Source organism: Streptomyces lasalocidi, from assembly GCF_005280215.1.
GTDB lineage: Bacteria > Actinomycetota > Actinomycetes > Streptomycetales > Streptomycetaceae > Streptomyces > Streptomyces longwoodensis.
Genome location: NZ_SZNQ01000001.1, coordinates 7,486,505 through 7,500,564 on the forward strand (window position 1 = coordinate 7,486,505; position 14,060 = coordinate 7,500,564).

A 14,060-nucleotide genomic window follows, 5' to 3' on the forward strand; every position below is an offset into this window, starting at 1 on the left:
CCGCGTATGGCGCCACCGTTGAGCGGGACGACGCCCCGGAGGGGATGGAGCATCGCCGTCGTCCTCATCGGCGTCTTCGTCTCCTCGCTGGACCTGTTCATCGTCAACATCGCGTTCCCCGACCTGGAGAGGGCGTTCCCGTCGGCCGGCCTGAGCGACCTCTCGTGGGTGCTGAGCGCCTACGCGATCACGTTCGCGGCGTTCCTCGCGCCGGCCGGACGGTGGGCGGACAGGGCCGGGCGCAAGCGCGCCTACCTCGCGGGCCTCGTCCTGTTCACGCTGGCGTCGGCTGCCTGCGCCGCAGCCCCGTCGCTGGGTGCGCTGGTGGCCGCGCGCACGCTCCAGGCCGTCGGTGGCGGCCTGATGCTGCCCAGTTCGCTGGGCTTGCTGCTGCCGCTGTTCCCGCCGCACAAGCGGGGCGCGGCGGTCGGCCTGTGGTCGGCGATGGGCGGTGCGGCAGCCGCTCTCGGACCGCCGGTCGGCGGTCTCCTCGTCCAGGCGGGCTGGCAGTGGGTGTTCCTCGTCAACCTGCCCATCGGCGTGGCCGCCTGCGCGGTCGGCGTGTGGGCGCTGCGCGAGATCCGCGACGAGTCCAGCACGCCCCCCGACGTGCTCGGCGCCCTGGTCCTCGCGGTGACCGTGGGCGCCGTCGTGGCGGCCATCGTGCAGGGGGAGAGCTGGGGGTGGACCAGCGGGCGGGTCCTCTGCATGTTCGCGCTGGGCACGCTGGGCGTGGTGTTCAGCGCGGTACGGGCCGTCCGGCACCCGGCCCCCGTCATCGAACCGGCGATCCTGCGCATCCGGGCCGTGGCGCTGGCCAACGTGGCGACGGTCCTGTTCTTCGCCGGTTTCGGCGCCATGATCCTCGCCTCGGTGCTGTTCCTCACCGGCCTGTGGCACCACTCGGTGCTGCGTTCCGGCCTGGAGATCGCGCCGGGCCCGCTCATGGCGGCGGTCTGTGCCGTGCCCGGCGGCCTGCTGGCCACCAAGTACGGCAACTACGTGGTGGGTTTCGCCGGGAGTCTGCTGTTCGCGGTGGGCGGTGTGCTGTGGGCGACCGCCACGGCCACCGACGTGGCCTACGTGAGCGCGTTCCTGCCGGCCGGCCTCATCGCCGGGGCCGGGGCCGGGCTGGCCCTGCCGAGCCTGTCCGGCGCCGCCACACTGCCGCTGCCCCCGGAGCGGTTCGCCACCGGGACCGCCCTGGTGTCGATGTGCCGCCAGGTCGGGCTCGCCCTGGGCGCGGCGGTCGTGGCGGCCGTACTGGGCGCCCGCCCGGACCTGGGGGCCTTCCACACCGCCTACTTCTTCATGGCGGTCTGTGGCCTGACGGGCGGCCTGGCCCTGCTCGGCATCCGCGACAGCGCCTCCCGCCGGGTCCCGGTACCCGTGGCACAGGGGGCGGCGCCGCGCTGAGGACGCCCCGGGCCGGCCGCCGCGAGCATGGCCGGACCTGACCGGAGGGCCGTGGCGGAATTCCCCCGCCACGGCCCTTGGGCCGTGTGGGGCCGGACGACGCCGAACCGGCCCGCGTCGTGCACGCGGAGGCCCCCGGCGTCCGGCTGCGATTCACCCGGACCCCGTCCTCCGTGGCCGACGACACCGCCACCCCGCAGCGCCACCAGCGAGGCCGTGCCGTTGCGCGAGGCGCTGTGGTGGCACCCCGTCCACACCCACGACGCGGCCCACATCTGGCTGCGCGAGACGGCCCAGCGGGTGGGGGCGGAGCTGTCACGGACGGGCGGCGACGGCGTGACGGCGTGAGAGCGGGCCCCTCACGGGCCGGCCGGCGTCTCCATGCCGAGGGCCGTCGCGCGCAGGGCCGCCGCCAGGCGGGTGACCGGCTCGGCCGGTTCCTGGGGGAGGCGGGCCAGCAGCAGGCGCCGTTGCTCCTGGGGGCCGCCGCGCACGGGCAGGACACGGACGCCCCCGGGAGCGGCCGGGGCGAGGGCGGCGGGCACCGTGGTCAGGCCGCAGCCCGCCGCGACCAGCTGGAGCTTGGTGAGCCAGTCGCGCGCCGTGTGGACGATCTCCGGCCGCTCGTCCAGGCCGGGCCACACCCCCATGAGCCGGTCCTCGCCCGAGGAGGAACTGGCGATCCAGCGCTGCCCGCGCAGGTCCGCCACGTCGACGAACTCCCCCCGGGCCAGCGGATGGTGCGCGGGCACGGCCAGGTGCAGGGGGCGCTCGGTGAGCGTCGTCAGGACCAGCGCCGGCGACTCGGTGTCGGGCGGCCGGAACGGCGGGGCCGACGCGAGCAGGGCCAGGTCGACACTGCCGGCGCGCAGGGCGCGTACCAGCGCCGGCGTGGTGCCCTCCCGGCCGACGACGTGCAAGGCGGGATCGGTGGCGCGCAGGGCGGCGAGGGTGCGTGGCACCAGCACGGCCCCGGCACTCGGGAACCAGCCCAGCCGGACGGTGCCGGCCGGCCCGGGCAGGCCGGACAGCTCCCGCGCGGTCGCGTCGATCTCGTCGAGCACGACCTTGGCCCGCCGCAGCACGAGCCGGCCGGCCGCGGTCAGCCGTACCCCGTCGCGCCGCCGCTCCAGCAGCTCCGCGCCCGCCGCGCGTTCGATCGCGGCGATCTGCCGGGAGACCGCGGACTGGGTGTAGCCCAGGGACGCGGCGGCCGCGGTGAAGGTCCCCCGGTCGGCCACGGCGCGGAAGACGCGCAGCGCGGTGAGTGAGACATCGGTGAAGTCCATGACGTTTCCGCATGCTACCCGTGCTGAACTCTCGTTGGACGCATGGCCGCGCGGTTCCTAGCGTGGCAGGCATGAACGCTTCTCGCACCGCGCTCGTCACGGGCGCCAACCAGGGACTCGGCCGCGCCCTCGTCGAAGGGCTGGCCGCCCGGATGACCCCGGCCGACCTGGTCCTGCTGACCGGCCGCGACCCCGAGCGGGTCGGGCTCGCCGCCGACGAGGTCGGCCGGCTGCCCGGCACCCGCGCCCGGGTCGAGGGCCGGGTCCTGGACGTCACCGACACCGCGGCCATCGCCCGTCTCGCCGCCGAGCTTCAGGCACGGCACGGCGGTGTCGACGTCGTCCTCTCCAACGCGGTCGCCCGGGTGCTCCCGGACGAGTCGCAGGCGGAGCGCGCGGACGAGTTCATCGACGTCTCCAACACCGCCACGCACGCCGTGCTGCGCGCCTTCGGACCCGTGCTGCGGCCGGGCGGACGGCTGCTCGTCGTGGCCAGCGGCCTCGGCACCCTCGGCCACCTCGACGCCCGGCTGCACCCCCTGTTCGACGGCGTGGGCCTCGACCAGGTCGAGCAGGCCGTCGAGTCCTGGCGCGCCGCCGTCCACGAGGGCACCGCGACCCGGGCCGGCTGGCCGGTGTGGCTGAACGTGCCCTCGAAGGTGGCGCAGGTCGCGGCCGTCCGCGCGGTCGCCGCGGAGCGCCGTGCGCGGGACCTCGCCACCGGGACGCTCGTCGCGGCCGTGTGCCCGGGCATGGTGGACACGGCCACCTCGCGCCCCTGGTTCAGCGACTACAGCCAGGCCCAGACGCCCGCGCGGGCCGCCGAGGCGGTCCTCGACCTGGTCTTCACGGAGGGCGCCGACCCGGCCCTGTACGGCCAACTGGTCCGCTTCGGCGAGGTCTTGCCCTGGTACGGCGGGAGCCCGCTGGTGGAGCAGGACCGCATGGTCAGGCCGTGAGCCGGGCCGGGACACGCCGACGGGCGCGAAAGCGCTGTCGTGCGCGGGATCCTGACGGGCGGGGAACCGGGGTGTGCGACACCCTCGAGGGGTGTACCCGGTCGACCGGTACCACCCCGACGGAAACGGAGACCCCATGTCCAAGCCGCCCCTCCCCGACGACGCCCAGGAGCTGCTGCGCCGCCCCAACCCGGCCGTGATGGCCACCCTGCGCTCGGACGGCGCCCCGGTGTCGACCCCCACCTGGTACGTGTGGGAGGACGGCAGGGTGTTGCTGAGCCTCGACGAGGGCCGGGTCCGCCTGAAGCACCTGCGCCGCGACCCGCGGGTGACCCTGACCGTGCTGGACGGGGACGACTGGTACACCCACGTCACGCTCATCGGCCGGGTCGTCGAGACGTACGAGGACGAGGGACTGGGCGACATCGACCGCATCTCCACCCACTACACCGGCAAGCCGTACCCGGACCGCGTCCGTACCCGGTTCAGCGCCTGGATCGAGGTGGAGCGCTGGCACGGCTGGGGCGCGCACCGCGACAGCGACCAGGCGTCCACCTGACGCCGGGCCGGACGGTCCCGGAGGGGGTGCCCGGAGGGGTCAGGGCCGGGTGAGCAGCATCCGGCCGAGGCGGTCCGCCGCCTCGGCGTGGCCGAAGAGGCCCGGCAGGCCGCCGGAGTGCAGCAGCACGGTGCGCTCGCCGGGCCGGATGCCGCCGTCGCGCACGGCGGCCACCAGGCCCGCGGCGGCGCGTCCGGTGTACACCGGGTCCAGGACGACGCCCTCGGTGCGCGCCACGGTGGTGATGGCCGCGAGGACGGGTTCGTGCAGGACGCCGTACGCCGTGCCCACCTGCTCGCCCCGCACGCGCAGCTGACCCGCCGTCACTTCCCGGCCGGTGAGTTCGGAGGCGAAGGCGGCGGCGACGGTCGCGGGGTCGGGGAGCGCGCCGACGTCGACGCCCAGGACGCGTTCGGCCCCCAGCGCGGCGACCAGGCCGGCCATCGTGCCGCCCGAGCCCAGCGCGGTGACGACGTGCCGTACGCCGGGCTGCTGGGCGAGGATCTCCGCGCCCGCCTCGCGGTAGCCACGGGCCCCCAGGGCCGAGGAGCCGCCGAACGGCACCAGGTACGGCACGGCGCCCTCCTCGCGCAGCTCGGCGCACGTCGTCGCCGCGTGCGCGGTCAGCTCGGCGGGTCCGGCGGCGTCGGCCCACACGATCCGGGCGGCGAGGGCGGCGTCCAGGAGCAGGTTGCCTCCGGGCCGCTCGGGACGGCCGGACTCCGGCATCACCAGCACCACGTCCAGGCCGGCCCGGGCGCCCACGGCCGCGGTGAGCCGGGCGTGGTTGCTCTGCGGGCCGCCCGTGGTGACCAGCGTGTCGGCGCCGCACCGCAGGGCGTCGGCGACCAGCCACTCCAGCTTGCGGACCTTGTTGCCACCGCCGCCGAGGCCGGTCAGGTCGTCACGCTTGATCCACAGGTCGTCCGGGGCCAGACCGATCTCCGCGGCCAGCCGGGGCGCGGCCTCCATCGGCGTCGGCCACGCGGACAACGTCACCTTGTCCATCCCGCACGTCCCTTCCCTCGCGGCTCGGCGTACGAACCCTTTCACACGGGGCGCGCGGTCGCGTGGCGGAGTGGCCCGCACGCCCGCGCCCCAGGACAATGCCAGGGCACGCACGCGGCGCCGCGTCCGAGCGGGCCCGGAGCAGGAAGGTGAGCGGCTTGAGTGGAGCGAGCAGCGGTCACGGCAAGGTCGTCGTGATCCGGGCGATGTCGCTCGACGGCTTCATCGCCGGTCCCGGCGACGCCATGGACTGGATCTTCGAGATCGTGTCGCCGGAGATGTTCGAGGGCAACGCGGCGGCCGCCGGCGCCCTGCTCGTCGGCCGGCGCACCTACGACGTGGGCAAGCGGATGGAGGCCGACCGGCCGGGCAGCAGTGACTACCCCGTCTCCGGCCGCACCTTCGTCCTCACCCACCGGCCGCCGGAGCCGCCCGACCCGCACGTCACGTTCCTGACCGGTGACATCGCGGAGGCGGTCACCACCGCGCGGGCCGCGGCGGGCGGCAAGGACCTGGAGATCCTGGGCGCCGACGTGGCCGGCCAGTGCCTGCGGCGCGGGCTCGTCGACGAGCTGCTCGTCTACGTCCTGCCCGTGCTGCTCGGCGACGGCGTCCGCCTCACCCCGCCGGGCCTGACGAGGACGGACCTGGACCTGCTCACCAGCACCACGTCGGGCGGCGTCACCGTGCTCCGGTTCCGCGTCCGCCGGTAGGAGGCCGCCCGTGCCCGCCCCTGCGCGCTGGTACGCGCGTCCCGGCGCCCGTACCTGGCGCTGTGCCCCGGCACCCGGGGACGTCCGGGCGTTCCACTCCTCGCTGCCCGGGTACGCGCCCACCCCGCTGACCGAACTGCCGTCCCTCGCGGAGGAGTTGGGGGTCGGCCGGGTCTTCGTCAAGGATGAGTCGTGGCGGCTGGGGCTGCCCGCCTTCAAGGCGCTGGGGGCGTCCTGGGCCGTCCACCGCATCCTCGCCGAGCGGGCGGCGGACGGCGCGGGGCACGGCGGCCCGCTCACCCTGGTCGCCGCGACCGACGGCAACCACGGCCGCGCGGTCGCCCGGATGGCACACCGCTCGGGGCAGCTCGCCCACGTGTTCGTGCCCCGGGGCGTGCACCCGGGCGCCGTGGCGGCGATCGCCGGTGAAGGCGCGCGCGTCACCGAGGTCCGGGGCGCCTACGACGACGCCGTACGGCTGGCGGCCGAGGCGGCGCGCGCGCCGGACTCGGTGCTGGTCCAGGACAGCGGAGGGCCCGGCTGCACGCGCATCCCGCGCTGGATCGTCGAGGGGTACTCCACCCTCTGCGCCGAGGTCGACGAGCAGGCGCGGGCCGCCGGGGTCGGCACGGGCCCCGGACTCGTCGTCGTACCGGTGGGCGTGGGGGCCCTGGCCCAGGCCGTGGTCACCCACTACCGCAGCCGGGCCGCCCCGGTGCCCGCCCCGGCCCTGCTCGCGGTGGAGCCCGAGGCCGCACCGTGCGTCCTGGAGAGCCTCACCCGGGGCGCACCCGTCAGCGTCACCACCCGCGAGACCCCCATGGCGGGCCTGAACTGCGGCACGCCGTCCGGCACCGCCTGGCCCCACCTGCGCGCCGGCCTGGACGCCGCGATCGCCGTCACGGACGCCGACGGCGCCCGCGCGGCGGCCGACCTCGCCGCGCTCGGCGTCTCCTCGGGTCCCTGCGGGGCGGCGCCCCTCGCCGGGCTCCGCGCGGCGCTCACCGGCGCGGGCGCCGGGGAACGGCGTGCGGCGCTGGGGCTGGGGCCGGCGTCGGCGGTGGTGCTGCTGAGCACCGAGGGCGCGTCCGCCAACCCGCACTTCGGTGCCTGAGCACCGGCCGGCACCGACCCGGCGGGTGCGGTGGCGGGGCCGGCGGCGTCCGCTCAGGCCGGCCGTCCTGCTCGTCGGTCCTCGGCACCGGGTGCGCGCGGCAGGCGGGCCGCTGCCGCCAGCCCGCCCACCCCCACCACGGCCAGCGTGATCATCGCCGTGGCGTAGGCGCCCTTGGTCAGTCCGGAGACCAGGATCGTGCCGGCGATGGCCGTACCGAAGGACGAGCCGAGGTTGGACACGCAGCGCGACAGCCCCGAGATCTCCCCCTGCTGCTCCTCGGGGAAGCTCGACTGCACGACGGTGACGGAAGGCGTCAGCATGGCGCCGAGGCCCAGCCCGATCAGCACGAGTCCGGGGACGAAGGCCCAGGCCGTCGAGAAGGCGGCGGCCATGGCGACGAGCAGGACGATCCCGGCGACGCTCACCGCGAACCCGGCCATGACGAGCGTGCGCGGGGAGTGCCGCGAGGCGAGGCGCTTCGCGGACAGGGAGGTCAGCAGCAGGCCCAGGGTGGCCGCGGTGAAGACGACGCCGGTGCGGATCGCGTCGTAGTGGCGCACGACCTGGAGGTAGGCCGCCACCGTGAAGGAGGTGCCCATCAGGATCAGCCACTGGATGTTCTGGGTGACCAGCCCGATGTTGGAGGTGTGGTTGCGGAACAGGGCCAGGGACAGCAGCGGCTCGCGGCCTGACGCCTCCTTGGCCCGCACGGAGCGGAAGAACAGCGCGAGGACGAGCGCGCCGGCCGCCAGCAGGCCGAACATGAGCCAGAGGCTGTTGTCCGCGGCCAGGATGCCCATGACCACGAGGACCAGGCCGACGGCGGACAGCACGGTGCCGACCTTGTCGAGGGAACGGCTCGGGTCGGGCGGCAGGGGATCGGCCATCCCGCGGCTCAGCCAGATGATCACGACGATGACCAGTGCCTGGAAGACGAAGGCCGCACGCCAGCTGATGGCAGTGGTGATCAGGCCGCCGATCAGGGGTCCGGCGGCGGCACCGAGGCCGCCCAGCGCCATCACCACCCCGAAGGCGCGGGCCCGGGAGACCGCGTCCCGGTAGAGGAGTGTGGTCAGGATGTAGACGGGCGGGATGAGCAACGCGGTGCCGACGCCCTCCAGGATCGAGTTGCCGAGGATGAGCACGCCCAGTCCCGGCGCGGCGGCGCTGAGCAGGGCGCCGACGGCGTAGACGGCGAGGCCGGCGATGAAGCACCGCTTGCGGCCGTAGCGGTCGGTCACCTTGCCGCCGGGGACCATCAGCGCGGCCATCACCAGCAGGAAGACGGTGATGGCCACCTGGACGCCCTGCACGGTGGTGTCCAGGTCCTCGCTGATGTCGTTGATCATCACGTTCATGTTGGAGCCGGCGAAGCTGCAGATGAACTGCGCCAGCGCCAGCGCCGCCAGCGCGTTGTGGTGCCGGGTCCCCCGTGGGGCGGTGGTGTCAGTCACCGGTGTCGTCCGCCGTGTCGTCCTCGGCGGGGGCCGTGAACCCGTGCCGGGCCGGCTGCAGGTGGCCGTCGGCGCCGGGGCGGGTCCGTGCCTTCGCCAGTTCGTCGTCGAGCGCCATGGCGGCGGTGACGAGGGCGAGGTGCGTGAACGCCTGCGGGAAGTTGCCCAGTTGCTCGCCGGAGGGCCCGATCTCCTCGGCGAACAGGCCGACGTGGTTGGCGTAGGTGAGCATCTTGTCGAAGGCGTACCGGGCCTGGCTGAGCCTGCCGCTGCGGGCGAGGGCCTCGACGTAGAAGAAGCTGCACAGGTTGAACGTGCCTTCCGAGCCCCGCAGTCCGTCGGGGGATGCCGAGGGGTCGTAGCGGTACACCAGGCTGTCACTGACCAGTTCCCCGTCCATGGCGTCCAGGGTGCTCAGCCAGTCGGGGTCGTGGGGGGACAGGAAGCCGACCTTCGGCATGAGCAGCAGGGAGGCGTCCAGGACGTCGGAGTCGTAGTGCTGGACGAAGGCCTTGCGCTTGTCGTGCCAGCCGCGCTCGACGATCTGCCGGAACGCCGCGTCGCGGGCCTGCGTCCAGCGCTCGGTCTCGGCCGGGCGCGAGAAGGCCTGGGACGCCCGCAGGGCGCGGTCGAAGGCGACCCAGGTCATCAGCCGGCTGTAGGTGAAGTCCTTGCGGCCGCCGCGGGTCTCCCAGATGCCCTCGTCCGGCTGGTCCCAGTGGTCGCTGAGCCAGTCCAGGACCTCCGTGAGCGCGTCCCAGCCCCTGATCGCACCGATGTCCCCGCCCACGATCAGCGCGTCGGAGGCCTCGCCGTAGATGTCGAGCTGGAGCTGGTCCGCCGCCGCGTTGCCCGCCCGCACCGGGTACGAACCCCGGTAGCCCTCCAGGTGGCCGAGGGTCTCCTCCGTCAGGTGGGGGTCGCCGTCGACCCGGTACATGATCTGCAGGGGATCGCCCGTGGCCGTGTCCCGCGCCTCGATCCGGTCGCGCAGCCACCGGCGGAAGGCGTACGCCTCCTCGTGGAAGCCCAGGTCGATGAGCGCCTTCACCGACAGGGAGGCGTCCCGGACCCAGGTGTAGCGGTAGTCCCAGTTGCGCTCGCCGCCGACCTGCTCGGGCAGGCCCATGGTGGCGGCGGCGATGGGGGCACCGGTCGGCGCGTAGGTGAGCAGTTTCAGCGTGATGGCCGAGCGGTGCACCTGCTCCTGCCAGCGGCCGCGGTAGGTGCACGACCTGAGCCAGGACAGCCAGAAGGTCCGGCACGCCTCCAGGTCCGCGACGACCTCGTCCAGTGACGGGTGGGGCGGGACGCCCTCGCCGCCCGTGGTGCCGGTGAGGACCACCGCTGCCGCCTGGCCCTGGGACAGCCGGAAACGCGCGGTGACGTCCTGGCCGTCGGCGCGCAGCGCGACACCGGCCGTGGACTGCAGGTGCAGCTCCGTGCCCGGCCCCTCGAAGACCGCGTGGTGTTCGTCGGGGGCGGTCAGGGTGTGGGAGGCACGGCCGTAGTCGAAGCGGGGGCGGCAGGCGAGGGAGAACGACACCGTGCCCCGCACCACGCGGGCGACCCTGATCAGACGGTGGTGGGCCTGCGGCGCGCCGGTGTTCAGGGGCACCATGAAGTCGGCGACCTCGCCGACGCCGTCGGGCGCCATGAACCGGGTGACCAGGACGGCGGTGTCCGACAGGTACAGCTGACGGATCGTCATGTCCCCGCCGCCGGTGGCATCGGCGGCCAGACTGCAGTGGCCGCCGCGCTCGGCGTCCAGCAGCGAGGCGAACACGCTGGGGGAGTCGAAGCGCGGCGTGCACCACCAGTCCACGACCCCAGCGGAGGACACCAGGGCCGCGGTCTGGAGATCGCCGATCATTCCGTGCTCGGCAATGGGCGGATAGCTGTTCACGGACACCTCCGACGGCAGGACGCGCACTGCGGCACGGAGCCGGTTCGGCCGGCCCACCATCAGCCTCGGCGCCGGACGGGATCACGGCATCACCCACGGGGGGTGAGATGCGGCGCGGCACCGGTCGGGACCCATGGTCCTTCTGCCGCGCGCGAACGGCACGGCGATGTCATGGTGGTGGGGGGAGAGGCGCGACCTGGTGGGGGGAGAGCGCGACCTGGCGGGCGGTGAGAGCCGTGGAACCGAAGGACGACAGCCCCGACAGCCATTCCGGTACGCAGGTCGATCCCCTGGGGGACCCGTTCCTGCGGACCCGGTTCGCCCTGCCGACGAGACCGGCCACCTTCCTGCGGCGCGCGCGCCTGCTCGAGCACCTCGACCGCGAGCCCGTGACGCCGCTGCTCATGGTGAACGGCACCGCCGGCGCGGGCAAGACGCTGCTGGTCGCCGACTGGGCCGCGCAGCTGCGGCAGCCGGTCGCCTGGCTGACCCTGGACCCGGCGATCGGCGGGCCGGGCATGTTCTGGGCCCACGTGCTGCAGGCCCTGCGCGCGGGCGGGGTGCCGGTGTCGCCCGACGCCGGCACGGTCGTCGACGGCGCCGGGAGCGGCCGGTCCCCGCTCGGCAGGCTCGCCGCCCAGCTCGGCGGCACGGAGCAGCCGGTGACCCTGGTGCTGGACGACTACGACCACGCGGCGGCGGAGGTCTCCGAGCAGCTGGCGTTCGTCCTGCACCACGCGGGGCCGGGACTGCGCCTGGTCCTCGTCACCCGCACCGAACCCCTGCTGCCGCTGCACCGCTACCGCGCGGCCGGCGAGATCACCGAGGTCAGGGATGCCGAGCTGGCCTTCACCGCGGAGGAGACCGCCGCCCTGCTGGACCTGCACGGGGTGCAGGTGACCGTGCAGGCGGCCGACGCGCTGGTCGAGCGCACCCGGGGCTGGGCGGCCGGCGTGCGGCTGAGTGCCCTCGCGGCCCGCGAGAGCCCGGATCCGTCGCTCTACCTCAAGGAGTTCGAGGCCGGTCACAGTGCCGTGGCCGACTTCCTGCTGTCCGAGGTGCTCAACAGCCGGGCGCCGCGGACCCAGGACCTGCTGCTCCGGGTCAGCGTGCTGGAACGCTTCTGCGCCGACCTGGCCAACGCGCTCGTCGGCGGCGACGACGCCGAGTCCGTCCTGGCCGCTCTGCACCGGGACAACGCCTTCGTGGAGGACCTCGGGCACGGCTGGTACCGGCTGCACCCGCTGTTCCGCGAGATCCTCCGCGTCCACCTGCGCGAACGCTGCCCGGGACTGGAGCCGGACCTGCACCGGCGCGCGGCGCGCTGGCTGCGGCGGCACGGGGCGCTCCCGGAGATGGTCGCCCACGGGGCCGCCGCGGGCGACTGGGACGCCACGGCCCGTGCCCTGGTCGACGACCTCGCGATCGGGGAGCTCTTCACCGGCCTGCGCTCCGACGACCTCGCCGGGCTGCTCGCCGACCTCGACCCCGGCACCGGCGGCGCCGCCCCGGACCTCGTCCGCGCGGCCCGCGACCTGGCGCGCCACGACCTCGACCGCGGCCTGACCCACCTGCGCCACGCCCACGAGGAGCTGCCCTCCGGCGCCGACGCCGCGGCGGCCCGGCTGAGCTGTGCCCTGCTGGAAGCGCTCGCCGCCCGCCTGTCCGGGTCCCCGCGCCGTGCCGAGCAGGCGGCGCGGGCCGCCCGGGAGGTCCGGCCGGACGTGCCCGCCCACCTGCTCGACCGGCACCCCGAACTGTCCGCGCAACTGCTCACCCACCTCGGCTCCACCCGGCTGTGGGCAGGCCACTTCGAGGCGGCCCGGGCGGCCCTGACCGCGGTGCTGGCCGGCCCGGACGGCGCGTCCACCGTGCTCCCGCGCGTGGAGTCCCTGGGACGGCTGGCGCTGATCGAGTACCTGGACGGCTGGCCGGGCCGGGCCGAACGGTACGCGCGGGCCGCCCTGTCCGAGTCCGAACGCTTCGGCCTCCACCGACCCGTCGGCCCGGACCTGGCACGCCTCGTCCTGGCCGGTGTCGCCGTGGACCGCGGCGAACTCGGCCGTGCGCAGGAACTGCTCGACCCGACGCCCGACACGACGGCACAGGACCCCGTGGCGGCCGTGGGGCGGTCCATCGTCACCGCCCGCCTGCTCCTGGCCAGGGGCCGTTCCCGGGCCGCGGCCGAGACCGCCGGGGCGCCGGTGCCGGCCGTCGTCACGTCACCCTGGGCCGAGGGCCGGGCCACCCTCGTGGCCGCGGAGGCCCACCTCGCCGAAGGCCGGCCGGACGCGGCGGCGCAGGTCCTGCGGGAGGTCGCCGACGACGACCCCGAGTGCGCCATCGGCGCCGCGCGGGCGCACGTCGCCGCGGGCGACCCGTCGGCCGCCCTGCGCGTCCTGGACGGGGCGACCGCGCACCGGCGCCTCGGACCGGCGGTCCGCGTACGGGCCGCCCTGGCGCGGGCGCACGCGGCTCAGGTGGGGGGCGACCGGGCCGCCGCGCGCCACCTGCTGGCCGACGCGCTGCAGGACGCCCGCCGGGACCGGCTGCGCCGGCCCTTCGCCGAGGCCCTGCCGTGGGTCGAGCCGCTCCTCGCGGCACCCCCCTTGCGGCACCTGGCCGCCGGCTGGCTGCTCCCCGACGCCGAGGCGCCCGCCCGGCGGGCGGAGCCCGCACCCGTGCTCGTGGAGCGGCTGAGCGGCCGCGAGCGGGACGTGCTGGCGCGGCTGGCGGAGTTGATGTCGACCGAGGAGATCGCCGCGGACCTGTACGTGTCGGTGAACACGGTGAAGACCCACGTCAAGAGCGTCTACCGCAAGCTGGCGGTCAACCGGCGGCACGACGCGGTGCGCCGGGCGCGCGAGCTGGGCCTGCTGTGACCGTGCGGCGCCCGGCCCGGCTCGCCCGTGGCGGGTGAGGCGCCGGGGCGCCGGGTGCGGTCGGATGGGGCGGTGGAAAGGCGTCGGCACCCGCTCGGGTCCGGCGGGGGCGGCCAGCGACCCGAGGGGCTGACATGCTCGATGTGCACCCGGCGTCCCGGCGTGAGCGCCGCGCGGAGCGGCGGGCCCACGCCGACTACACCGGTGGCGTCTACGGCTCGCTGCTCGCCGCCTCCGTGGTGGTCGGCGCCGGGACGCTGGGCTCCTTCCCGCGCGCCGAACTGGTCGTGCTGCTGCTGGTGAGCGGCGTGGTCTTCTGGGTGGCCCACGTGCACGCCCAGCTGTTCGGCGCCCGTCTCGCGGCGCACGCCCTGGACCGCCGGACCGTGCTGCACGTGTGCCGCGACGAGTGGCCGATCGTGAAGGCGGCCGTCCCGCCGGCCCTGGCCGTCGCCGTCAGTCCGCTGCTGGGACTGGGCCTGGAGGGCACCCTGTGGCTGGCGGTGTCCGTGGCTGTCGCCGGGCAGGTCGGGTGGTCGGTGGCCGCGGCGCGCAGGGCCGGCGCCCCTTGGCGCCTCACGGCCCTCACCGCCATGGTGAACCTGCTCCTCGGCCTGCTGATCATCGCGTTCAAGGTCGTCCTGAAGCACTGAGGGCCTGAGGCACTGAGGCACTGAGGGCCTGAGGGCCTGAAACCTTCAGCCCCGGAAGCACTGAGGACCTCAGGCCGGGGAGGCCGGTGGGTTCACCTGCGCCG

General features: G+C 75.3%; 11 protein-coding genes and 1 pseudogene. 8 read left to right on the forward strand and 4 right to left on the reverse strand.

Going from position 1 to position 14,060, the window contains the following annotated elements:
• Window positions 1–6 precede the first annotated feature (6 nt).
• Together E4U91_RS33740 and E4U91_RS39310 are read left to right on the forward strand one after the other, a co-directional pair.
• Window positions 7–1,416, forward strand: a complete 1,410-nt coding sequence (locus tag E4U91_RS33740; protein WP_137310315.1) for an MFS transporter — start codon at window positions 7–9, stop codon at window positions 1,414–1,416.
• Window positions 1,417–1,626: 210 nt separating this feature from the next.
• Window positions 1,627–1,764 (forward strand): annotated as a pseudogene (locus E4U91_RS39310) (LysR family transcriptional regulator); the annotation flags it as partial.
• 11 nt (window positions 1,765–1,775) lie between these two features.
• Here the strand turns inward: E4U91_RS39310 and E4U91_RS33745 are convergent.
• The gene (locus E4U91_RS33745) at window positions 1,776–2,705 is read right to left on the reverse strand and encodes a LysR family transcriptional regulator (protein ID WP_137310316.1); all 930 of its coding nucleotides are present in this window, start codon (window positions 2,703–2,705) and stop codon (window positions 1,776–1,778) included.
• A gap of 71 nt (window positions 2,706–2,776) precedes the next feature.
• Between E4U91_RS33745 and E4U91_RS33750 the strand changes: the two genes are divergently transcribed.
• The gene (locus E4U91_RS33750) at window positions 2,777–3,664 is read left to right on the forward strand and encodes an SDR family NAD(P)-dependent oxidoreductase (protein ID WP_137310317.1); all 888 of its coding nucleotides are present in this window, start codon (window positions 2,777–2,779) and stop codon (window positions 3,662–3,664) included.
• A 136-nt stretch (window positions 3,665–3,800) separates the two neighbouring features.
• Window positions 3,801–4,223, forward strand: a complete 423-nt coding sequence (locus E4U91_RS33755) for a PPOX class F420-dependent oxidoreductase (RefSeq protein WP_137310318.1) — start codon at window positions 3,801–3,803, stop codon at window positions 4,221–4,223.
• 39 nt (window positions 4,224–4,262) lie between these two features.
• Here E4U91_RS33755 and E4U91_RS33760 read toward each other — a convergent pair whose 3' ends face one another.
• Window positions 4,263–5,231 (reverse strand): pyridoxal-phosphate dependent enzyme, encoded by a 969-nt coding sequence (locus E4U91_RS33760; protein ID WP_137310319.1) that lies wholly within the window; start codon window positions 5,229–5,231, stop codon window positions 4,263–4,265.
• 149 nt (window positions 5,232–5,380) lie between these two features.
• On the opposite strand from E4U91_RS33760, the gene E4U91_RS33765 reads away from it, so the two are divergent.
• Both E4U91_RS33765 and E4U91_RS33770 read left to right on the forward strand, forming a co-directional pair.
• On the forward strand, window positions 5,381–5,944 hold the full coding sequence (locus tag E4U91_RS33765) for a dihydrofolate reductase family protein (RefSeq protein ID WP_241678775.1): 564 nt from the start codon (window positions 5,381–5,383) through the stop codon (window positions 5,942–5,944).
• A 10-nt stretch (window positions 5,945–5,954) separates the two neighbouring features.
• Window positions 5,955–7,058 carry a diaminopropionate ammonia-lyase gene (locus E4U91_RS33770; RefSeq protein WP_137310321.1) on the forward strand — a complete coding sequence of 368 codons (1,104 nt, stop codon included), beginning with the start codon at window positions 5,955–5,957 and terminating at the stop codon, window positions 7,056–7,058.
• A gap of 53 nt (window positions 7,059–7,111) precedes the next feature.
• Here the strand turns inward: E4U91_RS33770 and E4U91_RS33775 are convergent, their stop codons facing one another.
• Both E4U91_RS33775 and E4U91_RS33780 read right to left on the reverse strand, forming a co-directional pair.
• Window positions 7,112–8,515, reverse strand: a complete 1,404-nt coding sequence (locus E4U91_RS33775) for an MFS transporter (RefSeq protein ID WP_277755358.1) — start codon at window positions 8,513–8,515, stop codon at window positions 7,112–7,114.
• Window positions 8,508–10,421, reverse strand: coding sequence for a glycoside hydrolase family 15 protein (locus E4U91_RS33780; RefSeq protein ID WP_137310322.1), 1,914 nt, complete (start codon window positions 10,419–10,421; stop codon window positions 8,508–8,510). The genes E4U91_RS33775 and E4U91_RS33780 overlap by 8 nt, the downstream gene beginning before the upstream one ends.
• 236 nt (window positions 10,422–10,657) lie before the next feature.
• On the opposite strand from E4U91_RS33780, the gene E4U91_RS33785 reads away from it, so the two are divergent.
• Window positions 10,658–13,303, forward strand: a complete 2,646-nt coding sequence (locus tag E4U91_RS33785; RefSeq protein WP_241678776.1) for a winged helix-turn-helix domain-containing protein — start codon at window positions 10,658–10,660, stop codon at window positions 13,301–13,303.
• Between the two features lie 134 nt (window positions 13,304–13,437).
• Window positions 13,438–13,956 carry a hypothetical protein gene (locus tag E4U91_RS33790; RefSeq protein WP_137310324.1) on the forward strand — a complete coding sequence of 173 codons (519 nt, stop codon included), beginning with the start codon at window positions 13,438–13,440 and terminating at the stop codon, window positions 13,954–13,956.
• The last annotated feature ends 104 nt before the right edge of the window (window positions 13,957–14,060 follow it).